At 71.2% G+C, this 21,990-nt stretch carries 15 protein-coding genes and 1 pseudogene; 4 read left to right on the top strand and 12 right to left on the bottom strand.

Annotated elements, in window-relative coordinates; all coding sequences use genetic code 11:
- Positions 1 to 43: 43 nt before the first annotated feature.
- Positions 44 to 1,861 carry a glutamine--fructose-6-phosphate transaminase (isomerizing) gene (gene glmS / locus NQO67_RS11325; RefSeq protein ID WP_255949730.1) on the bottom strand — a complete coding sequence of 606 codons (1,818 nt, stop codon included), beginning with the start codon at positions 1,859 to 1,861 and terminating at the stop codon, positions 44 to 46.
- Between the two features lie 56 nt (positions 1,862 to 1,917).
- Entirely contained in the window at positions 1,918 to 2,175 is a 258-nt protein-coding gene (locus tag NQO67_RS11320) for a hypothetical protein (RefSeq protein WP_255949729.1), read from the bottom strand.
- 424 nt (positions 2,176 to 2,599) lie between these two features.
- Between NQO67_RS11320 and NQO67_RS11315 the strand changes: the two genes are divergently transcribed.
- Complete coding sequence (locus tag NQO67_RS11315) at positions 2,600 to 4,348, top strand: beta-N-acetylhexosaminidase (RefSeq protein WP_308295643.1); 1,749 nt, start codon at positions 2,600 to 2,602, stop codon at positions 4,346 to 4,348.
- Between the two features lie 58 nt (positions 4,349 to 4,406).
- Here the strand turns inward: NQO67_RS11315 and NQO67_RS11310 are convergent, their stop codons facing one another.
- The 3 genes from NQO67_RS11310 to NQO67_RS11300 form a co-directional block, all read right to left on the bottom strand.
- A complete protein-coding gene (locus tag NQO67_RS11310) occupies positions 4,407 to 5,012 on the bottom strand; it encodes an NUDIX hydrolase (RefSeq protein WP_255949728.1) in 606 nt (201 codons plus the stop codon).
- 60 nt (positions 5,013 to 5,072) lie between these two features.
- Entirely contained in the window at positions 5,073 to 7,511 is a 2,439-nt protein-coding gene (locus NQO67_RS11305; protein ID WP_255949727.1) for a hypothetical protein, read from the bottom strand.
- A gap of 108 nt (positions 7,512 to 7,619) precedes the next feature.
- Positions 7,620 to 9,263, bottom strand: coding sequence for an MDR family MFS transporter (locus NQO67_RS11300; RefSeq protein WP_255949726.1), 1,644 nt, complete (start codon positions 9,261 to 9,263; stop codon positions 7,620 to 7,622).
- Positions 9,264 to 9,336: 73 nt separating this feature from the next.
- Here NQO67_RS11300 and NQO67_RS11295 point away from each other — a divergent pair, with 73 nt between their 5' ends.
- Positions 9,337 to 10,008: a TetR/AcrR family transcriptional regulator gene (locus NQO67_RS11295; protein ID WP_255949725.1), complete on the top strand. Its 672-nt coding sequence runs from the start codon at positions 9,337 to 9,339 to the stop codon at positions 10,006 to 10,008.
- 236 nt (positions 10,009 to 10,244) lie between these two features.
- On the opposite strand, the gene NQO67_RS11290 is transcribed toward NQO67_RS11295, so the two are convergent.
- The 6 genes and pseudogenes from NQO67_RS11290 to NQO67_RS11265 all read right to left on the bottom strand — a co-directional run bounded on the left by NQO67_RS11290 (position 10,245) and on the right by NQO67_RS11265 (position 17,975).
- The gene (locus NQO67_RS11290; protein ID WP_255949724.1) at positions 10,245 to 12,041 is read right to left on the bottom strand and encodes an IucA/IucC family protein; all 1,797 of its coding nucleotides are present in this window, start codon (positions 12,039 to 12,041) and stop codon (positions 10,245 to 10,247) included.
- Positions 12,038 to 12,562 carry a GNAT family N-acetyltransferase gene (locus NQO67_RS11285; protein WP_255950015.1) on the bottom strand — a complete coding sequence of 175 codons (525 nt, stop codon included), beginning with the start codon at positions 12,560 to 12,562 and terminating at the stop codon, positions 12,038 to 12,040. Before NQO67_RS11285 ends, NQO67_RS11290 begins: the two co-directional genes overlap by 4 nt.
- 174 nt (positions 12,563 to 12,736) lie before the next feature.
- Positions 12,737 to 14,080, bottom strand: a pseudogene (locus tag NQO67_RS11280) (lysine N(6)-hydroxylase/L-ornithine N(5)-oxygenase family protein); the annotation flags it as partial.
- Positions 14,064 to 15,542 carry a pyridoxal phosphate-dependent decarboxylase family protein gene (locus NQO67_RS11275; RefSeq protein WP_255949723.1) on the bottom strand — a complete coding sequence of 493 codons (1,479 nt, stop codon included), beginning with the start codon at positions 15,540 to 15,542 and terminating at the stop codon, positions 14,064 to 14,066. The pseudogene NQO67_RS11280 and the gene NQO67_RS11275, both read right to left, overlap by 17 nt.
- Before the next feature lie 300 nt (positions 15,543 to 15,842).
- Positions 15,843 to 16,754, bottom strand: coding sequence for a siderophore-interacting protein (locus tag NQO67_RS11270; RefSeq protein ID WP_255949722.1), 912 nt, complete (start codon positions 16,752 to 16,754; stop codon positions 15,843 to 15,845).
- Positions 16,755 to 16,976: 222 nt separating this feature from the next.
- Positions 16,977 to 17,975 carry an ABC transporter substrate-binding protein gene (locus NQO67_RS11265; RefSeq protein WP_305125700.1) on the bottom strand — a complete coding sequence of 333 codons (999 nt, stop codon included), beginning with the start codon at positions 17,973 to 17,975 and terminating at the stop codon, positions 16,977 to 16,979.
- Between the two features lie 586 nt (positions 17,976 to 18,561).
- Here NQO67_RS11265 and NQO67_RS11260 point away from each other — a divergent pair.
- Together NQO67_RS11260 and NQO67_RS11255 are read left to right on the top strand one after the other, a co-directional pair.
- Complete coding sequence (locus NQO67_RS11260) at positions 18,562 to 19,764, top strand: hypothetical protein (RefSeq protein WP_255949720.1); 1,203 nt, start codon at positions 18,562 to 18,564, stop codon at positions 19,762 to 19,764.
- A gap of 83 nt (positions 19,765 to 19,847) precedes the next feature.
- Positions 19,848 to 20,144 (top strand): DUF1330 domain-containing protein, encoded by a 297-nt coding sequence (locus NQO67_RS11255; RefSeq protein ID WP_255949719.1) that lies wholly within the window; start codon positions 19,848 to 19,850, stop codon positions 20,142 to 20,144.
- Positions 20,145 to 20,239: 95 nt separating this feature from the next.
- Here the strand turns inward: NQO67_RS11255 and NQO67_RS11250 are convergent, their stop codons facing one another.
- Positions 20,240 to 21,664 (bottom strand): glycoside hydrolase family 16 protein, encoded by a 1,425-nt coding sequence (locus tag NQO67_RS11250; protein ID WP_305125699.1) that lies wholly within the window; start codon positions 21,662 to 21,664, stop codon positions 20,240 to 20,242.
- Positions 21,665 to 21,990 lie beyond the last annotated feature (326 nt).

Below are 21,990 nucleotides of genomic sequence, written 5' to 3'. Positions count from 1 at the left end.
ACCCCCGGAGCCGGGTCCCCGGCGCGTTGCGGTGCCGCTCGGGCTACTCCACCGTCACCGACTTGGCGAGGTTCCTGGGCTTGTCGATGTCGCGGCCCATCGCCAGCGCGGTGTGGTACGCGAGGAGTTGCAGCGGGATGCCCATCAGGATGGGGTCCAACTCGTCCTCGTTCTTCGGCACCACGATCGTGTGGTCGGCCTTCTCCTGCTCCTGGTGGGCCACCGCCAGGATGCGCCCGTCGCGTGCCTTGATCTCCTCCAGGGCCGCGCGGTTCTTCTCCAGCAGGTCGTCGTCGGGGACGATCGCCACGGTCGGCAGGGCCGGTTCGATCAGCGCCAGCGGGCCGTGCTTGAGCTCCGACGCCGGATACGCCTCGGCGTGGATGTACGAGACCTCCTTGAGCTTCAGCGAGGCCTCCCGTGCCACCGGGTAGCCGCGCACCCGGCCGATGAACATCATCGACTTGGCCCCCGCGTACTCCAGGGCCAGCTTCCTGATCGCGTCCTCCTGGTCGAGGATCTCGGAGATCTGCGCCGGCAGCCGGCGCAGGCCCTCGATGATCCGCCTGCCGTCGGAGACCGACAGGTCCCGGATCCGGCCGAGGTGGAGGGCGAGCAGCGCGAAGGCGACGGTGGTGTTGGTGAAGCACTTGGTGGACACCACGCAGACCTCGGGCCCGGCGTGCACGTACACGCCGCCGTCCGCCTCGCGGGCGATCGCCGAGCCGACCACGTTCACCACGCCCAGCACCCGGGCGCCCTTGCGCTTGAGTTCCTGTACCGCCGCCAGCACGTCGTAGGTCTCGCCGGACTGGGACACCGCGACGTACAGCGTGTCGGGGTCCACGACCGGGTCGCGGTAGCGGAACTCGGAGGCCGGCTCGGCGTCCGCGGGGATCCGGGCCAGCTCCTCGATCAGCTGCGCGCCGATCAGGCCCGCGTGGTAGGAGGTGCCGCAGCCGAGGATCTTCACCCGCCGCACGCCGCGTGCCTCGCGTGCGTCCAGGTTGAGACCGCCGAGACGGACGGTGGAGAACCGGTCGTCGATCCGGCCGCGCAGCACCCGGTCGACGGCGTCGGCCTGCTCGAAGACCTCCTTGTGCATGTAGGTGTCGTGGCCGCCCATGTCGTAGGACTCGGCGGCCCACTCCACCGTGGTGGGCTCGGCGGTGGTGCGGGTGCCCTCGATGGTGTAGGTGCGGAAGTCGTCGGCCTTCAGGGTGGCCATCTCGCCGTCGTCCAGGGTGACGATCTGCCGGGTGTGGGCGACCAGCGCGGCCACGTCGGAGGCGATGAACATCTCCTTCTCGCCGATGCCGAGCACCACCGGAGAGCCGTTGCGGGCCGCCACGATGCGGTCCGGGAAGTCGGCGTGCAGGACGGCGATTCCGTAGGTGCCCTCGACGATCCGCAGGGCGGCCTGCACCCGCTCCTCCAGCGTCGGCGCCTCGCTGCGGCCGATCAGATGGGCGAGCACCTCGGTGTCCGTCTCGGAGAGGAACTCGACCCCGTCGGCGACGAGCTTGGCGCGCAGCTCGGAGGCGTTGTCGATGATGCCGTTGTGGACGACGGCGACCTTGCCCTCGGCGTCCTGATGGGGGTGTGCGTTGGCGTCGGAGGGGGCGCCGTGGGTGGCCCAGCGGGTGTGGGCGATGCCGGTGGTGCCCGCGAACCGCTTCGGGATCCGCGCCTGGAGCTCACGCACCCGGCCCTTGGCCTTGATCATCTTCAGTCCGGGCGCCTTGGGCCCGGTGACGATGATGCCCGCCGAGTCGTAGCCGCGGTACTCCAGGCGTTGGAGTCCTTCCAGCAGCAGCGGCGCCACGTCGCGCCTGCCGATGTATCCGACGATTCCGCACATATGGTTCTCCCTTGTCGGTCCTCTGGCCTGCCTGTTCTCGATGCCGGCTGTGAGGGTCAGCCGTAGACGATGCGGCGCAGCTGTCTGAGGGACAGCTCCGGCGGGGCCACCGCCCGGTAGGGCAGGTCCGCCGCGATCCGCTCGAAGATCGCCGTGTTCACCAGGCCCTGGGCCTGGAGCTCGCGGTGTCGCCGGCGGACGTACTCCTCGGTCGTCTCGTCGAAGTAGGCGAGCACGTCCTGGATCACCCGCAGCGCCTCGCCGCGGCTGAGCGGCGTGCTGCGTGTCAGATGATCAACAAGTTCGTCGTGCACCCGTTGATCCTGTGGCACCGTCCGGGCTTACGCAAGAATTCTGCCCGCTTCCGGGCACGGATCGTCGGAAACGCGGTGTGATGTTCGCCTTACGGGTGCCGCGGGGCGGGTGTCGAGGGGGCGTGGGGGCTGGGCTGACGGGTTCTCGGGGCCTGGACCAGGGGCCGTGCGGGTGTTCTTCGGCCGGTGTCGCGTAATCCGGCGGATCCTGCGCATGAATTTCTGTGAACGGGTGAATGGTCTACACCTTGACCGGTCATGGGGTGCGCGGTACGCATGGGGACGGTTCTGCCGCTCTCCCGTACGTCCGCACTCCCCGTACGTCGATTCTTCCGTGCATCGCTCTCGTACGTCCGCTCTGTCTGCGCGTCCCGAACCCCCTCGCGCAGCCCGAAGCACCCAGCCAAGTCGAAGGGAGCCGCTTGTGAGCCCGAAGGTCAAAGCGCGCGTAAGACACCACCACGGAACGTTCCGGCTCCTCGGCTCGCTGCTGCTGCTCGCCGCGGCCGCCCTGGGCACGGTCACCGCGGGGCCGGCCGCCGCGCAGCCGGGAGCACGCACTCCACGAGCCGCAGGGCTCGACTCGGTGGTGCCGGCCCCCGCCTCCGTCAAGCCCGGCGACGCCGGCTACGAAATCACCGAGGGGACGCCCATTCGGGTGGCCGTCGCCGCGGGGGCGGCCTCCGACGCCGCCACCCAGGGCACGCAGGGCGAGCGCCACGACACGGGCGGGAAGGGCGGTACGGGCGAGAAAGGCAAGAAGGGGAAGCGGGACGCGGTGCAGGAGGTGACGCGGATCGGCAGCTACCTCGCCGCCGTGCTGCGCCCCTCCACCGGCTATCCGCTGCCCGTCACCGCCGCGCCCGGCGACGACGGCATCCGCCTGGAGCTGGCCCCGGACCAGGCGGCCCTCGGCACCGAGGGGTACCGCCTGACCAGCACCCCGCAGGCGGTCACCATCACCGCGGCGGCGCCCAGCGGGCTCTTCCACGGGGTGCAGACGCTGCGGCAGCTGCTGCCCGCCGCGGTGGAACGGCCCACGCAGCAGACCGGTCCGTGGCAGGTCGCGGGCGGCACCATCGAGGACGTGCCGCGCTACGCCTACCGGGGCGCGATGCTCGACGTCTCCCGGCACTTCTTCACCGTCGACCAGGTCAAGCGCTACATCGACCAGCTGGCGCTGTACAAGATCAACGAACTGCACCTGCACATCTCCGACGACCAGGGCTGGCGCATCGCCATCGACTCCTGGCCGCGGCTGGCCACCTACGGCGGCTCCACGGAGGTCGGCGGCGGCCCGGGCGGCTACTACACCAAGGAGCAGTACACCGACCTCGTGCAGTACGCCGCCGAGCGGTACGTGGAAGTGGTGCCGGAGATCGACATGCCGGGGCACACCAACGCGGCGCTCGCCTCGTACGCGGAGCTGAACTGCGACGGCGTGGCGCCCCCGCTCTACACCGGCACGAGCGTCGGCTTCAGCTCGCTGTGCGTGCCGAAGGCGGTCACCTACGACTTCCTCGACGACGTGCTCACCGAACTCGCCCGGCTGACGCCCGGCCGGTACCTGCACATCGGCGGCGACGAGGCGCACTCCACCAGCCACGACGACTACGTCACCCTGATGGACAAGGCGCAGCCGCTGGTCACCGCCCAGGGCAAGACCGTCATGGCCTGGCACCAGCTGACCGGCGGGCACCCGGTGCCCGGCGCGGTGGCGCAGTACTGGGGCTACGACGCGACCGGCGCGGCGGAACGGCAGCAGGTCGTCGACGCGGCCAAGGCGGGCACGAAGGTCGTGCTCTCCCCGGCGGACCGCGCCTACCTGGACATGAAGTACACCGCGGACACCCCGCTCGGCCAGTCGTGGGCGGGCCTCGTGTCGGTGCAGCGGTCCTACGACTGGGACCCGGGCAGCTACCTCGACGGCGCCCCGGCGGACTCGATCCTCGGGGTGGAGGCCCCGCTGTGGTCGGAGACGCTCACCACGTCCGCCGACATCGAGTACATGGCCTTCCCGCGACTCCTCGGCATCGCCGAGCTCGGCTGGTCGCCGGCGGCCACGCACGACTGGGACGCCTATCGGGTGCGGCTCGCGGCCCAGGGCCCACGGCTGGCGGCGCTCGGCATCAACTTCTACCGATCGCCGCAGGTGGACTGGCCGGCGGAGTGACATCCCGGGGCCTTCCGGGGACGGAGAGCGTCCCCGGAAGTCCCGCGGGGCGCGGAGACTACGCGGCGGCGAGGGCGGCCAGGAGCTTGCGGGTGAACCGATGCATGTGGGGATCGAGCGCGGTCACCGGCTCGGCGAGGACCCGGCGCAGGGACATCCACCTGATCGCGTCGAACTCCTCCTCGTCGAACGCAGTGATGTCGCACGCGCTCGACCGCACCACGTACCACAACGACACGTCCGTGTGCCGGTGCTGCCCGCGGGTGCGCGTGATCGTGAGGAAGAACGGCCGCGCGCCCGAGACCGCCGAAGGAACGGCGTCCACGGCCAACTCCTCCCGGCACTCGCGCCCGACCGTGCCCCACGGATCTTCCCCGGGCTCGACGTGGCCGCCGGTGGGAAGCCAGAGTCCCGCCTTGCGATGGGCGACGAGCAGCAGCTCCCCGCGGGTCTCGTCCAGGACGACGAAGTAGCAGACCAGGTGCGTCGGCGGGACGTCAGGCGGGCGGGTCCGGTACAGCGGAGCCCCGCTTGCGATCCACTCCAGGGCCGTGGCCAGGTGGCTGCGCTCCAGGTCGTCCCAGGGCCGCACACCTTTCAGCAGTTCCGTCAGCCTGGAGCGGAGCAGCCCGTCGGGTGCCTCTGCGGGATCGTCGGTGGTCACGGCCTCGATGATGGCAGCCGGCTGTGACAGTCCCCGTGGTTCGTGTCCCCCCGGGGGCGTTCACGTCCCCCGGGCCAGCAGGTCGTCGAACTGCCGCGGGGTGAGTCCCCGGACCACCGCCACCTGGGCCAGCAGTTCCCCCGCGTGCTTCATCAGACCCTGGTACTCGGAGTGCCGGGCGATGCGGTCCAGCGCCCGCAACGCGTGGTCACCGCCGATCCGGGAGAGCACGTCGAGTCCACGGACCGCGTGGTGGTGGCACTCCTCCTGCGGCCAGGCCTGGATCAGCGGTACGAGCCGACGTACCGTCCCGTCGTTCCCGAGCCGTCCCAGGGCGGCGAACTGCCAGGCGTGGCGTGGGCCCGCGCCGTGCTGCCACCAGTGCTGGAACAGCGCCCACCCGAAGTCGGCCAGCGCACGCTCGTCACACGCCTCCAGCACCGTGACGAGGTCGGGGTCCTCGCCGTCCGGTGCGCTGAGCGCCAGCAGGGTGAGCAGGTGGCGGACGGCCGGCACGGGCAACGCGCGCTCCCGGCCGCGTACCAGCACCTGCGGGAGGACTTCGACGTCCACGCCGAGTTGCGTGGGGACCTTCTTGCGGGGACGCAGGCTCTCCGGGTCGTCGGCCAGCAGGGCCTCCACCAGCTCGACGGCCCGCTCGCCGTGACCGCGTGCGACGTCGACGACGGCGTCCTCGCCTTCCTGGTCGGCGAGGAAGTGCAGCGCGTACTCGGCGGCCCTGCGTGCCCGCCCCGCCCTGCCCAGCGCGACCGGCACCAGGAACGGCAGCGCGGCGCGGCCGTGCCGGGCGAACCAGGCGATTGCCGTCTCGCGTGCCGAGTCGACGTTCAGCAACCAGTGCGCCACCGTGCCGGCGACCTCACCGGAAAGGAACGGCAGCAGCAGGGCGCTGCCGTGTGCCGGCCGGGAGCGGGCGAAGTCCAGCACGGCCGGCAGGGCGTCGAGTTCGAAACGGGCGGCCAGCGGGCGGAGCCAGCTGCTCGGGCTCCACGGACCGGTGGTCCCCAGTCCGCGGTGGCTCCAATCCGCCGTCCACTCCCGCAGGACGGGTCGGACCAGCTCTTCGGGCCCCTTCGCAAGCATCCCCGCCTGCCAGTAGGGCTCCTTGTGAAAAGGCTCGAGCGCCACCCCTTCCCGGATGTTCGCGATCCGCTTCTCCCATGCCCCATCGCGTTGAGCGGGCGGCGGGACGGGCTCCAACGTCACGCTGTTCTTGCCGGGATTCGCGATCTCCGTCCGGAGCCAGGCGTCGCGCTCGCCGGGTGCCCACGCCACGGACGGCTCGTCGGGGACGACCAGCCCCTTCAGGACGACGGGCTTGGGGTTGCGCTCGGCGCGTGCCCACGGCGGATCGACCAGCACGTGGGGCAACTCGTCCGCCGACGCCTCCGGAACCCGGTCGTCCGCCCCGGACAGTTTCTCGACGACGGCGCGGACCTCGGCGGGCAACTCCTGGCGGACCCGTGCGACCAGCGTGGCGTTGGCCCGCAGATGACCCGTCAGCAGCTCCTGGGCGGTGGCGTCCCCGCCGGTCGTGGCCGTCGCGAGGACACGCAGGGCGCGCACCGGGTAACGCTGCATGGTCTCGTGCAGCGCGGCCCGCATGTGGCGGTTCTCGGCACGCTCCAGCATCAGCCGGAACGCCTCGTCACCGGGCAGCCGGCCCAGCACTTCGAGCAGCCCTTTGCGCCGCCGGCTCTCGTCCTGGTGCTCGTCGAAGGCCTCGGCCAGGTACGGCGCGATCGCCGGCCCCACCCCCTCGGCCAGGGTGATGAGGTTCTCGACGTAGTAGCAGTCGGCGACCGAGATGCGTGCCGCCGGACCCAGCAGCGTGAGGTGCTCGGGTGAACCCAGGGCGCGCAGGAGGAGCTGCCTGGGGTGCTGGTCGGCGGTGGCGGCGGTGCAGCACGCGGCCACCCAGTCCAGCTCGGTCGGCACGAGATAGGCGCTGATCACCTGCCGTGCCGGTGTGGTGCGCAGCGGGGTCAGGAGTTCGACGACGTCCCGGTAGGCGGCGTCGGGTGCGGCGGCGAGCAGCACGCGCAGCCGCTTGGCGGCGCCCTCCAGCCGAGCACGGTCGAAGTACCAGCGGGAATCGCTCATCGACACCACGCCACCCCGGCCGGCGGAAGAGCCGAAGCCGATGTCGCAGCGATCCAGGAAGGCCTGGACGGCGAACGGCAGGCCGTACGTCGTGACCCAGGCGTCCACGAACCGCACGGTCATCTCGCCGGTGGACAGCTCCGCCTCCGGGATGGCCGCCACCACCGCCGCCCCCAACGGAACGGTCCTGCCGGCCAGGTGCTCCCGTGCCGCAGCCGCCAGTGCCGGATCGGTCCTGCGGTGGGCGAGCACCTCCTCGATCCTGCCTGCGTACTGGGTGCGCAGCTCCGTCTCACCCGGACCGGCCGGCTTGATCGTCGGGCCGGGTGCGCCGCCGCGCCTGGGGTGCAGATGACGCTTCCAGGTCTTCGGCATCTCGAAAGCGTCTTCGTCCCGGGGTGATGGGGTCTGCTCAACCATGACGGGCACCCTAGTGAGGCGGACTGACACGGCATCGGCTCGATCGTGCTGGGGGCGCCACGGTCAGGGTGAAGTCCGTCCGCCGTCCTGGGACGAACCGGCATCGCCCTCCGGGCCCCGGGGCGCGGGCCCCGCCGCGTGACCCGCCGTGCGGGGCCGAGCCCCGTGGCGGTCGGGCCGGCGCAGCGGCAGCAGCAGTGTGGGGACCACCGTCAGCAACGAGAACCCCAGCACCCACCAGAACGTGTCCGCGAACGCAGCCGCGATCGCCCCGGGATGGTGGCCGACCCTGCTGCCCAGGATCGCGGTGAGGACCGCGGCGCCGACCGACGCGCCCACCGTCTGCATCGCCGTGATCGCACTCGTCGCCCCCGGGATCGCCTCCGGCGCGAGACCGTCGTACGCCGCCGCGGACACCGGCACCGCGACCGCCGCCACCCCCGCGCCCCACACCAGCCGGGCCGCGCACAACAGCACGAGGTCGGTGTGGGCGGTGACCTGCGTGAACACCAGCGTGCCCAGGGCCGTGACGGCGATCCCGGCCAGCACGACGGGGCGCGCCCCGATCCGGTCGGTGAGCCGGCCCACGTACGGCAGGGCGACCATGGTGCCGACGCTCTGCGGGGCGAGCAGCAGCCCGGTGACCAGGGCGCTGTCGCCGCGTGCCAGCTGGAAGTAGAGCGGCAGGAGCACGGAGGCACCGAAGACGGAGAGCCGTGAGAGGAAGTTCAGCGCCGTGGCGGCGGCGAGCGCCCGGTGCCGGAAGAGGCGCAGGTCGAGCAGGGGCATGACGGTGCCCGGGCGCAGCGCGTGGACGCAGAAGGCGACGAGCAGGACCAGGCCGGCGGCCAGCAGCGGGCGGCGTGCCCAGGCCCCGCCGGAGAGACCGTAGACGGCCAGCGCAAGACCGGGGGAGAGCAGCGCCAGGCCCACCGGGTCGAGCCACCGGCCGCCGCCCTCCACGGCGCCGGCGCTCGGCGCGTCGTGCGGAAGGTCACGGCGGGCCAGCAGCAGGGCGATCGCGCAGATCGGCACGTTGACGTAGAAGATCCAGCGCCAGCCGGGACCGTCCACGATGAGACCGCCGAGCAGCGGTCCCGCGATGGGGGCGACCTGGCCCGGCACGGCGGCGATGCTCATCACCCGGCCGCGCTGGTCGGGGTCGGCCGCCCGCGCCAGGATCATCATGCTGAGCGGCACGATCATGCCGCCGCCCACGCCCTGCACGGCCCGGAACGCGATCAGGCTCCCCACCGACCAGGCGGCCCCACACAGTGCGGAGCCGGCCGCGAAAGCGGTGAGCGCGCACAGCCACACCGTGCGGGTGCCGAACCGTTCGGCCAGGCGTCCCGTCACCGGTACGACCGAGGCGATGGCCAGCAGATAACCGGCGCTGACCCACTGGACGGTGGTCACCGACGCGCCGAACGTCCGGCTCAGGTCGGCCAGCGCGACCGTGACCATCGTCATGTCCAGCAGCGCGGTGACGGAGCCGACCACGATCACCACGCCGAGCCGCAGCAGGGCGGGGTCGAGGGGGGTCGGTGCGGGGGTGGGGGTGGGGGTGGAGACGGGGGCCTTCGGGGTGTCGTCCGGCGTGTTGGCGGGGGGTTCGTGAGGTGGTGCGTGGGGCGGCCTGCCGGTTGGTGCGTGGGGTGGCTCGCTGGCGGGTTCTCCGGGGGGTTCGGAGGCTGGGTGTGGGGTCATGGCGAGCCACACTACACCGTGCAGTGTAGATAGCTACACTGATGCGTGTAACCAACGGAAAAGGACCAGCACCGTGCCGGACACCCCGCCCCCGCCCCTGAGACAGGGCTCACCCGCCAAGCGTGCGCTGATCGTGCAGGCGGCCCTCGACGTCTTCGTGCGCGAGGGCTACCAGCGCGCCAGCGTCGACGCCATCGCCCGCACGGCCGGGGTCTCCAAGCGCACGATCTACGACTACTACGGCGACAAGGAACGCCTCTTCGTCAGCGCGGTGCGGGAGACCGCCGACTCCGAGGCGGCGGCCTTCGACGAGCTCCTGGAGCGGACGCTGGGCAGGGGCCCTGACGATGTCGTGGCCGACGCGTCCGAGCTGGCCGCGCGGTTGACCGCCTTCGGGCGCGCCTTCGCCACGGCGATGGCCCGGTCCGCCGAACGGGCCGCCGTCATGCGGCTGCTGATCGCCGAGGGAGCGCACTTCCCGGCGTTGCTCCTGCCGCCGCGGCAGGAACGGCCCGTGCAGCGGACGCTGGCCGCGCGGCTGGCGCAGCTCGGGGAGCAGGGCCTGCTGGATGTGCCCGAGCCCGATGAGGCCGCCGAGTTCCTCGGGCTGCTGCTCACCGGGCGGGTCAACCACCGCTCCTGGTACGGGACCGTGCCGTTGTCCGATGCGGAGATCGATGGGCTGGTGGAGGGTGGGGTGCGGGTGTTTCTGCGGGCGTACGCCCTGCCCGGGGGGCGGGGCTGATTCTCGGGGTCGGTCCCGGGGCCGGTTCGCTCTTGTGGTGCGGTGCCCCGTGCCGGGGGCTGCGCCCTTCGGCGCTCCGTTCTTTTCGGCGGCCTTCGGCCGGCCGGATGCGATCGGGGGTGGCCCCTGAGGGTGGTGGCGATCTGACGGCTCGTCGGGGCTTGTCGCGCAGTTCCCCGCGCCCCTTTCTTGTGGGCACCCTGGGCCCGCGCGCTGCGCCGCGCCCTTGCCGTGCTTCAGGCGATCGGGTTCTTCAGGGTTCCGACCAGTTGGAGGGCGCCTGCCGGGTCGGCGAGGTCCAGCATTTGGTGGTTGTTGCGTAGTTGGAGGCGGTTCAGGCAGGACAGGGTGAACTCGGGGGCGAACATGTCGTAGGTGCGGAAGCGTTCGGCGAGTTCGGGGTGGGTCTGCTGGTAGTCGCGTACGCTGTCGGCGACCGCGGTCCAGAAGGTGTCCTCGTCCAGGACGCCCTCGGTGACCAGGTCGGCGGAGAGGAAGCGGAAGAAGCAGTCGAAGACGTCCGTGAAGACCGACAGGAGTTTGCGGTCGTCGGGCACCTCGACCCGGAGGCGTTCCACCTCGGGCGGCAGCGGGGTGTCGGGGCTCATCACCGCGATCTCCTCGGCGATGTCCTTGAAGATGGCCCGCTGCACCGTGCCGGCCTCGTCGAGGACGAGGATCACGTTCTCGCCGTGCGGCATGAAGACCAGCTCGTAGGCGTAGAAGCAGTGCAGCAACGGCGTGAGGTAGGCGCGCAGGTAGCAGCGCAGCCACTCGGTGGGCGGCTGGCCCGAGCGGGCGATGAGCGCCGCGGCGAACGAGGCACCGTGGTGGTCGGTGTGCAGCAGCGACGCCATCGTCGCCAGCCGCTCGCCGTCCTTCAGGCCCGGCACGGGCGACTCGCGCCACAGCGCGGCCAGCATCTTGCGGTACGGGGAGTACCGGTCGGTGGCGGCCTCGTACTCCAGGTGGCGGTAGCCGACCGCGGCGCGCTCCCGGATGATGCTCAGGCCGGTGGCGCGGAGGGTGGCGTCGGATGCGATCAGGTCGGCGAGCCAGTCGTTGATCGCCGGGGTGGCCGCCATGTACGCCGCCGACAGGCCCCGCATGAACCCCATGTTCAGCACGGACAGGGCTGTTTTCACATAGTGCTTGGTGGGGTCGCCGGAGTTGAAGAAGGTGCGGATCGACTGCTGGGCGAGGTACTCGTCGTCCGCCTCGCCGAGGAAGACCAGACGGTGGGTGGCGACCTCCGCGGCGAAGGTGACGGTGAGCTTGTGCCGCCACTGCCAGGGGTGGACGGGGATCAGCAGGTAGTCGTCCGGGTCGAGGCCCTTCTCGCGCAGGGTCGTCTCGAAGCGTGCGACGGTGGGTGCGCCCAGCTCGGTGTCGAGGAGTGTCGGGTAGTCGATCCCGGCGCCCGCGGTGAAGGCGGTGCGGTCCCGGTGGGCGGCGACCCAGACCAGCCGGACGGGGCGGGCGGTCTCCGGTGCGTAGGCGAGGTACTCGTCGCCGCCGAAGCCGAGCCGGCCGTTGTTGGCGACGAAGCAGGGGTGGCCCTCGGTCATGCCGGACTCGATGGCCTGGAAGTCGGCGCCGGCGAGCTCGGCCGCGGTGGTGTCCGGCTTGGCGAGCTTGTAGCAGGCGCTGGCCACGGTGGAGGAGATCTCCTCCAGGTAGACCGGCAGCACGGTGTCGCTCAGGCCGAGCGTGCCGCGCAGTTCGGTGAAGAAGTCCAGTGCGGACAGCGGCAGCTCGGTGCCGTCCGCGGTGCGCCGCCGGGTGATCGAGGCGGCGTCGACGGCCCAGTGGTCCAGTGCGAGGAGCCGGGCGCGGAAGCGGTACGCCACCCGGTCGTCGTCGCTGCGCACCTCGTAGCCGCCGTCGCCGAGCGCGGTGGGCGTCAGCAGCCGCTCGTGGGTGAACTCGGCGAGCGCTTTGCGGATCAGCAGCCGGCCGGCCTGCTCCCAGCGGTCGGGCGTCAGGTGGGCGACGGTGCCGTCGGACGGTGAAGGTGCCGGAACGGGGGTCATATGGCTGCTCCCTGGGCCTGCCGGTCGGTGAACTGCGCGCGGGTGCAGAAGCTGAGCAGCGCACGCTTCTCGGGCTTGGCGATCTCGCGGACGGGGACGAAGCCGACGGCCGCGTTGCGGCGCTGCACGGCCGCGTTGCGGACGTCGGGTTCGACGACGACGCGGCGGACGGCCGGGTCGGCGAACAGGAACTCCATCACGGTGGTCAGCACGGCCACGGTGAATCCGGGGATCCGGACATCGCTCGGCGCGGTCAGGAAGTGCATGCCCACATCGCCTTCCGCGGCCTCGTACAGACCGGTCAGCTCCACGTGCGCCGGGTCGTAGCGCTCCATGAGGAAGGCGGGTTCGCCACGGTGCAGTCCGAGGAACGCGTCGTGGTGCGGATGGGCGGCGATCGCCCCGTACTCGCGCCGCACGTCCTCCGGCGTGGCGTCCTGCATCAGCCAGAACGCGGCCTTGGGGTGGGTCACCCAGCCGTGCAGCAGGCCGGCGTCGGCGTCCGGGTCGAGCGGGCGCAGCGCGAAGTCGCCCGCCGCGGGGTCGGTGCGGGTGAAGACGGGGGACGCAGGGGCGGTGGGAGGCAGCAGCCGGACGTCCGAGGAAGGAGCGTCCCGGGACAGGTCGTCCGGGGACAGGTCGTCCGGGGACAGGTCGTCAGAGGAGGGGTCGTCCGGGGTCAGGTCGTCCGGGGCTGCGAAGTCCTGGAACGCGATGGACTTCTCGACCGGGTAGACCTCGCGGCCCAGCAGCTCGCGGATGATGTACGCGTTGCGGTAGGCGCCCATGCCCAGGTCGGGGCTGGTGACGCTGTGCGTGTGCACGCCCGCGTTCTGGAGGAAGACGCCGCGCCCGGTGGTGTCGATCGCGTAGTTGCGGGCCACGTCGAAGCGGCCGTGGCCGTCCCAGCGGAGCCGGTCGTGGACGGGCCGCAGGAACGCGGGCACCTGGTAGTGGTACCCGGTGGCCAGGATCAGCCCTTCGGTGTGCAGCCGCACGTCGCGGCCCTGCTCCTGCTGGCGCAGGCCCAGCGTGTAGCTGCCCGAGTCGGCGTCGTAGGCCGCGGACTGCAACGCGGTGTTGGTCAGCAGCCGGGTGGGCACCGGGCCCGCCAGGCTCTTCCGGTAGAGCAGCTCGAAGATCGCGTCGATCAGCGCCGAGTCGATGCCCTTGAACAGCCCCTTCTGCTCGCGCTCCAGGCGGTAACGGGTGTCCTCCGGCAGCGCGTGGAAGTAGTCCGCGTACTCGGGCGACGTCATCTCCAGCGTGAGCTTGGTGTACTCCAGCGGGAAGAAGCGCGGTGAGCGGGTGATCCAGTTCAACCGGTAGCCGTGCGTGTCGATCTCGCCCAGCAGGTCGTGGTAGATCTCGGCGGCGGACTGCCCGCTGCCGACCAGCGTGATCGACCTCTTCTGCTGGAGGGCCCGCTTGTGCTCCAGGTAACGGGAGTTGTGGATCGCGTCGCCGCCCAGGTTCTCGCAGGCCGGCGGGGTGTAGGGCGGGGTGCCGGTGCCGAGGACCAGCCGGGGCGCACGGTAGGTGGTGCCGGTGTCGGTACGGACGACGTAGTGGCCGCCGTCGTCTCCGCTACCACCGGCCCTCTCGGCGCCCGCTTCGTATGTCACCTCGGTGACCGTCGTGCTGAAGCGGACGCTGCTCAGCCGGGCGGCGGCCCAGCGGCAGTAGTCGTTGTACTCGGCGCGCAGCGGATAGAAGTTCTCGCGGATGTAGAACGCGTAGAGGCGGCCCGACTGCTTCAGGTAGTTCAGGAACGAGTACGGGGACGTCGGATCGGCGAGGGTGACCAGGTCGGACAGGAACGGCGTCTGGAGATGGGCACCGTCCAGCAGCATGCCGGTGTGCCAGGCGAACTCGGGCCTGGACTCCAGGAAGACGCCGTTCAGGTCGTCGAGCGGTTCGGTCAGGCAGGCCAGCCCGAGGTTGAAGGGGCCGAGCCCGATGCCGATGAAGTCGGCCTCCACCGCGGTGTCCTGGCCGTCCGTGCGGTCGCCGGTGGTCCGGTCAGCTGGCGCGGTCAAGGGTGCCTCCCAGGTACTGCTCGGCATGGCCGGCGATCAGATCGAGCACGGCGGCGATGTCGTCCGTCGTCGTCTCGGGGTTGAGCAGGGTGAACTTCAGGTAGTGGCGGCCGTTCACGGAGGTGCCGGCGACCACGGCGGCACCGGAGGCGAACAGTGCGGTACGGGCCGCCTTGTTGGCCCGGTCGATGCTCGCGGGGGCCACCGGCGTGATCGGTACGTAGCGGAAGACGAGGGTGGACAGCGTGGGCTCCACCACCACGTCGAAGCGCGGGTCGGCCAGCAGCATCCGCCAGCCCTCGGTGGCCAGCGCACACACCTCGTCGAAGAGCGCGCCCACCGCGTCGGCGCCCATCACGCGCAGCGTCAGCCACAGCTTGAGGGCGTCGAAGCGGCGGGTGGTCTGGAGGGACTTGTCGACCTGGTTGGGGACGCGGTCCTGCGCGGCCTGCCGCGGGTTGAGGTAGTCGGCGTGGTACGTGGCGTGCCGGAGCGTGGCGCCGTCGCGCACCAGGACGGCGCTGGAACTCACCGGCTGGAAGAACGACTTGTGGTAGTCGACGGTGACGGAGTCGGCGCGCCCGATGCCGGCCAGCAGGTGCCGGCGGCAGGCGGAGACCAGCAGGCCGCAGCCGTAGGCGGCGTCGACGTGCAGCCAGGTGTCGTACCGGTCGCACAGCTCGGCGATCTCGGGCAGCGGGTCGATGGAGCCGAAGTCCGTGGTGCCCGCGGTCGCGACCACCGCCATCGGCACCAGACCATCGGCCACGCAGCGTTCCAGCTCGCGGGCGAGTGCGGTGGGCTGCATGCGCTTGTCCCGGTCGCACGGCACCGCGATCACCGCGTCCGAGGCGAGACCGAGCAGTTTCGCCGCTTTGCGGACGCTGAAGTGGCTCACCTCGGAGGCCAGGATGCGCAGCCGCCCCAGGTCCGGGGTGCCGACCGCACCGGTGTCGTCCCCCGTGCCGCCGGCCTTTGCCTCCTCGCGTGCCAGCAGCAGGGCCTGGAGGTTGGACTGGGTGCCGCCGCTGGTGAAGACGCCGTCCGCGGCCGGCCCCAGGCCCACCCGCTCGGTGGTCCAGTCGATCATGCGCCGCTCGATGAGGGTGCCGCCGGCCGACTGGTCCCAGGTGTCGACCGAGGAGTTGACGGCCGAGAGCACGGCCTCGCCGAGTACCGCCGGGATGACCACCGGGCAGTTGAGGTGGGCGAGGTAGCGCGGGTGGTGGAAGTAGACGGCGTCGCGGAGGTAGACGTCCTCCAGCTCGTCCAGCGCGGCGCTCGTGTCGTACAGCGGCCGGTCCAGGTCGATCGAGGCCATCCGGGGGGCGAGGTCAGCGGGGGTGACGCCGGTGAACGGCCGCTCGGTGGCGGCGAGTCTGGCCGCCACCCGCTCGACTCCCTCGGTGACGGCGTGCCGATACCGGTCCGTCGTCTGGTCATTGAGCAGGTGCGAGCGCATGAAGGCTCCTTGAGGGCGTACGGGGGGTGTGGAGGGTGGTGCGGGAGAAACGCGGTAGCTCGATAGCTTCGTAGCTTCGTAGCTTCGTAGCTCGTTAGTTAGGTTAGCCTAACCTAACTTTCTCGTGTGGAAGGTGGGGTGAGTCCTCGGCCGGGGACATCCCGACGGCCCAGCGGTCCTACGTGCCGCGCCGATTGATGGGCCGTTCTGGGGAGGATGGGCCGTTCGGAGGAAGGGAGGGCCGTTCGGAGGAAGGGAGGCCGTTCGGAGGAAGGGAGGGCCGTTCGGGGAAAGGGAGGACTAAGCCGCGGCGGCCCTGGCTGCCTCGGCCTCGGCGCGTAGTTGCTCCTCGCTCAGGCCGCGCCGCCAGTAGCCGACGAACGTGACCCGCCCCCGGTCGAACCCGCGCTCCCCGACCAGATGCCGACGCACCGATTTGACCTGCGACGACTCACCCGCGACCCAGGCGTATGGTGCGGCGGTGGCCGGCAGTTGGGCATCCCGCAGCGTCGTGTCGAGGCGGGGCGCGCCCGTCTCGCGCACCAGCCAGGTGATGTGGGCGTCGGCCCGGGTGGACAGGTCCTGGCGGTCGGCGTCGCACGGCACCTCGCACCAGGCGCGCACCCGCAGCCCGGGCGGCAGGGACTCCAGGATGCCCGCGACGGCGGGCAGTGCGGTCTCGTCCGCGCAGAGCACGACGAGATCGGTGTCCGCAGGTGGCCGGAAGCGGACGGCCGAGTTGTCGGCGACCGCCGGGCCGAGGACGAGCGCACGGTCGCCGGGGCTGGCGCGGGCCGCCCAGCGCGAGGCCGGACCGGCGGGGACGGCCTCCCGCAGGACGGTCGCCGTCGTGTGGGTCGCCCCCGGCGCGTCCGGCCGGCCGTGCAGGGCGAAGTCGATGTCGATCTCGCTGCTGCCGTCCGGATTGTGGCGCTGCCCGCGCACCGTGTACGAACGCATCACCGCCCGTACGCCATCGGGCAGTTGCCGCCAGGCCCGCCACCATCCGTCGCCCTCCTCCACCGGCACGACGGGTTCCGGCTGCCCCGGGTGCGGCAGGAACAGCGACACGCTCTGGTCGCGGCCTCCGCAGGCGAAGGCGTCCAGCTCTGCCCCGCCGAAGGTGACCCGGACCAGCGAAGGACTGAGCCGCATGGTCCGTACGACGTGCAGCGGGAAGAAGCGGAACGGGGAGGTCACGGCGGTTGTCATGCGGGTCAGAGCTCCTCGTGTCGGGCGAGTCGGGTGGGTCGGGCCGATCGGGGACATCCGGGGTGCGCGACGGTGCGGGCGGTGCGGGCGGTGCTTGCGGTGCGCGATGGTGCGTGGGTGCGGGCGGGGGTGGTGGTGCGCGGGCCTGCGTGGGGTGCGCGCGGTCGGCCCGGGGGTGGGCTCGGGGCGGGTTCGGTCGCCGGTGGGTGCCCGGCCGGAGGATCAGCCGACCTTCTTGGCCTTCTCGATCGCGGAGGCGAGGGCCTCCAGGATCGGGGCGCACTTGTCGTAGGAGTAAATGGGCTCGGTGACCCGCGGGATGACCTGGCCGGCGGCGACGGCGGGCAGTTTGCGCCAGGTCGGCTTGGACTTGTCCAGGACATCGGGCTGGAGGGCCGAGGTGCGGTTGTCCATCATGATCAGGTCCGCGTCGTACTTGTCGACGTTCTCCCAGCTCAGGTTCTCGAACCAGCCGCCGCTGTCCTTCTTCGCCGACTCGGGCGGCTCGACGAAGTGCACGCCGAGCGAGGCGAAGTACTCCAGGTCGGCGGAGAGGTTGGTGCCGGAGACGTAGAAGATGTCCTGGCTGGCCGAGCCGACCAGCACCTTGATGCCCGGGTTCGCCTTGGCCGCCTTGCGCAGCCGGTCCGAGGCGTCCTCGAAGCGCTTCTTGGCCCGGGTGACCTTCGGCGCCTCAGGGTCGGCGCCGAGCGCGGTGGCCAGGTCGAGCAGGCGGCGCAGCGGCTCGGTCATCTTGCGGTCGTAGACGCTGATGCCGACGCCGGGTGCCAGCTTGAGGATCTTGTCCTTGGACTCCTCCGGGACGTACCAGAGCGTTCCGGTGTCGTCGAACATGGTGGAGACCAGCAGGTCGGGCGCGAGCTCGGCGTACTTCTCGATGTTGAACTGGCCCCAGGTGTTGCCGAGCACCGTCACCTTGTCGACGTCCAGGTCGCCGGCCTGGACGTCCGGCTTGCCGTCCTTGGTCTTCGTCGGGCCGAAGACGCCCTTGCACGCGATGCCGTAGTCGTGCAGCGCGGCGGCGACGCCGGTGAACGCGACGATGTTCTTCGGCGTGCCGTCCGCCCTGGCCTGCTTGCCGCGGTCGTCCTTGAAGCTCCACGAGCCCGTGCCGCCCGTGCCGTCCGAGCCGCTGTCACTTCCGCTGCCGCAGGCGGTGAGCAGGGCGCCGAGCCCAAGGGCACCGCCCGCGGCGAGCATGCTGCGACGAGAGGGTGGGAGGACATGGGGAGGGCGCATGGCGTGACTGCTTTCGTCGGTGGCGCAAACTTTGGTTAGGTTAACCTAACCAAAGTTCCGTGGGGAGTCCGGGGGCGCACCGGGGAGCCGGGGTGGTGCTCTCGCCGGGGCCCGTTGATGGGGAAGCGGCTCGCCGTCCGCCGCCACGCCGGATATCTGGTCGCCCACCGGCGGCACGACTCGTGACGGCATCGCCGCCCCGCCTGTCGCGGCCGTGTCGTAGCCAGGTTGGCGGGGGATCCGTATGATGCCGAGATTGGTATGGACCTTTCTGGGGGTGTCGCTGCGTCGCGGGCGCGGCGTGGAGGGGCCGCACGCGAGGTCGGCAACGGCCGCAAGGGCACGGAACGGCAGGGCAAGGCGGGCAGCGAGAGGGAGAAGACGGATGGCTGTGCGGCAGGCCGAAGCGGTGGACGGTGGCGACGTGCGGGAAGCGCGCCGGGCGGGTGGGGCGCGTCAGCGCTCCCCGCTCTCGCGCGGGCGAAGGCGCCGGGGTGCGCGGGGCTCACGCCCTTGGGCACCGTTGCGAATCCGCACCCTTGCCGGGATGCGGGCCGGGCTCGTCACGGCGGCGTGCGCCGCGCTCTGTGCAGCGTGCGGCGGCGACGGCGACGGCGCGCATCCGGCTCCGACGTCCACCGCGGCCACCGTCGCGCCGGCCGACTACGGGGCGTACGGCACCACGACCGACGACGTCTACGCCGACACGCACACGTTCTCTCCCGCGCGGGCACGGCTGGTGGGGCCGCACTTCGTGGCGCAGTTCGACCGGGTCTCGTTCACCACGAAACTCAGCCACACCCAGGCCATGAACTTCGGCTACTTCGCCAACATGGACCACGATGACATGGCGGACATGGACGGCATGGGTGACATGGGCGGCATGGACCACTCGGGTCATGCGAAGCAGATGCAAGGGCCGTCGCTCCAGGCCCCGCCCGGCTACCGGTTCATGATCGTGCACACGGTACCCGCCCTGCCGAAGTCCACCCCCGCCCTTCCGGAGTACAAGAACAACATCGCCCCCGAAGACAAGGTGAAAGGCGAGATCCGGGCGGGCGGAAAGACCGTCAAGCTGCCGGGCATCGTCCGGGACCTCTCGTCCGACCACGACATCCTGGTGAGCGTGCCCAGCGGCGCCGATCCGGTGCTGGCCATCACCGACGCGGGCCGCACGCAGCTGCTGAACCTGCGCACCGGGCGCCGTCAGGGCGACGTCATCTCCGCGTACTACCCGCTGAAGGCCGCCGACCAGATCGGTGTCGGCGTGACCGGCGATTTCCACGGCGCGGCCGGAAAGGGGGCGGCCACCGTCTCCGTCCATGGCGGCAAGCCCGCGCTGCAACCGTATGCCGACGGTCCCGGCTGGGCGGAGAAGGGCAAGGCCTGGCTGTACCTGGGCGGGGACATCGAGACGCAGATCGGGGCCGCGTCGGGTTCCCAACGGCTGGACGCCGACCTCGACGCCGCCCGCAGCTTCCGGCTCACCCTGCCGGACGGCACCACGGTACGGGGGGTCGGAAAGGTGTCGACCAGGGCGCCGTTGCCTTTGGGAACGGCGGGGCAGGGGGCGGCGGAGGACAGGAGCGGAGTCGCCCAGGGCGCCCTGTCCGTGGCGTTCGAAGTGCCGGACTCGTTCCGCACCGGAACCGTCTCCTTCACCCCGCACGGCACCTACCGATACAAGGGGAAGCGGGTGGACTTCACCGTGCGCGACGTGGCGCGGGCCCTTCAGCTGTCGTTGCGCTGACGATCCGGGGTCGGGGCGGCGGCCGGATCCCGGACGAACCCGTGCCGCGCACGCCGTTTCCGGGGCGTGGAAACATGATCCGCATGGCTGCTTATGTGATCTCCGAGGTGGAGATTCTGAACGAGAGGCTCGCGGACGAGTACAAACGGTTGGCCGAGGCTTCGATCCGGCATTACGGAGGTCGCTACGTGGTGCGTGGTGCGCTGCCGGACGCCGTCGAAGGAGCCTGGCCACCAGGCCGGAGTCTCGTGATCGTGGAGTTCCCCGACATGGATCGCGCCAGAGAGTGGTACGACTCGCCCCAGTACGCGGCGGCGTTGAAATTGCGTCAGGTGGCACTCGACCGACGTCTCCTCTTCGCCGAGGGCCTGCCCGAGTAGCGGTGTCCCCGCCGACGGGCCTTCCCTTCACCGGGACGGGGCGGTGAAGGGAAGCCCCGTGGAGACGCCGGGCGCACGTCGATGGTGCGGGTGGGTTACGAGGTGGCGAAGGTGAACCAGTTGAGGTTGACATAGTCGGCCGACTGGCCGCTGGAGAACGTCAGGTAGACGTCATGGGTGCCGGTCACGGAGCTGATGTTGGCCGGGACCGTGCGCCAGCTCTGCCAGCCCCCGGTGCTGCCGACCGACAGGCTGCCGATCGGGGTCGCGTCACGACTGTCCAGGCGCACCTCGATCAGGCCGCTGACGCCGCTCGCCGCACCGGAGGCGACCCTGGCCTTGAACTGGGTGGCCGCTGTGCTGCCGAAGTCGACGTCGTCGTAGCGCACCCAGTCGCCGTTGGCGAGGGCGCCGAGGTTCTGGCCGCCGTCGCTGTCGCTGGTGCTCTCGGTGGTGACGCCGGACTGCGCGGAGTAGTCCTCGGCCTGGATGGTGGCGTAGGCGCTGCCCCCGCCGGTGCCGCCACCGGTGTCACCGCCGGTGTCGCCGCCGCCGCTGCCGGAGCCGCTGCTGGAGAGCACGGTCACGTAGTCGACCAGCATGGGGTGGCCCGAGCCGGTGGCCGACGTGGGGGTGCTGGTGCCGGCGACGCCGTTCGGGAAGCCTCCGCCCATGGCCACGTTGAGCAGGATGAAGTGGGCGTGGTGGGTGGCGGCCGCCCAGGTGCTGGCGTCCATCTGGTTCGCGTTGACCGAGTGGTACTGCACGCCGTCGACGTACCAGCGCAGGGTCTCGGGGGAGACGCTGCGGTCCCACTCGAACGCGTAGGTGTGGAACGCGCCCGGGCAGGCGGAGTTCGGGCAGGAGCGGCTGGAACCCAGGCCGTTGGTCTCGTTGCAGTAGCCGCCCGGGTTGGTGCCGCAGTGCAGGGTGCCCCAGACGGTGTTGGCGCCGTTGACGTTCTCCATGATGTCGAACTCGCCGATGCCGGGCCAGTTCTGGTAGTTGCCGCGGTAGTTCTCACCGAGGGTCCAGAACGCCGACCAGTAGCCCAGGGCGGCGCTGCCGGTGACGTCGGGCATCTGGATACGGCCCTCGATGCGCATCTTGCCGCCGGCGGCCGGCTGGAAGGTGTTGCGGGACTCGATACGGGCCGAGGTCCAGTTGCCCGAGCCGTCCTTGATCGGCGTGATGCGCAGGTTCCCGCTGCCGTCCTGGCTCAGGTTGGACGTGCTGCTGGTGTAGTTCTGGATCTCGCCGGTGCCCCAGTTGTCGGCTCCACCCGGGTACGCGTGGCCGGTGTCGACGATCCAGTTGCTGGAGGAGGGCAGCGAGCCGGAGCCCCCGTCGAAGTCGTCGGACCAGACGGTGGTCCATCCGGACGGGGGAGCGGGTACGCTGGCCTGAGCGCTTGAGAGCGCTCCCAAGACGGCCGAAAAAAAGACCAGTGCCGCCGCCAGGGCGATCACCGGCACGGTGGCAGGGTGGCTGCGCCACCCTTGAAGTCTTGTTCTATGCATGGCGAATCCCTTGCGTGAGACGTGAAGAGATTAATGCTGCGTCCGCTGCCGGGCAGCGGGAGGGATGTGTGCGCCGGCGGCCTCGAGGAGGATTGACTGCGGCTTGACCGCCGCAGTCAATTTCCTATGGGGGTGGGGGTGCGTCAAGGCTGCGGATGCAAGAAGGTTTCATAAACCTTCTTGCGTTCATAGGTTGAAGGTTGTGGGGGTGGAGGTGACCTGGCGTTTCGCACGCCGGGGCGTGGCCTTGCCTTGCTTCGGGGGCGCTGCGGGGCGGGTGGAGGGGGCGAGGGCCGTCATCTCGGGCGCCCGAGGGGCGGGGGCTC

It is taken from the genome of Streptomyces odontomachi (genome assembly GCF_024435355.1).
In the GTDB taxonomy this organism is placed as follows: Bacteria; Actinomycetota; Actinomycetes; order Streptomycetales; family Streptomycetaceae; genus Streptomyces; species Streptomyces odontomachi.
The sequence above is the reverse complement of the archived record's forward strand: the minus strand, read 5'-3'. Positions and strand labels throughout refer to the sequence as shown.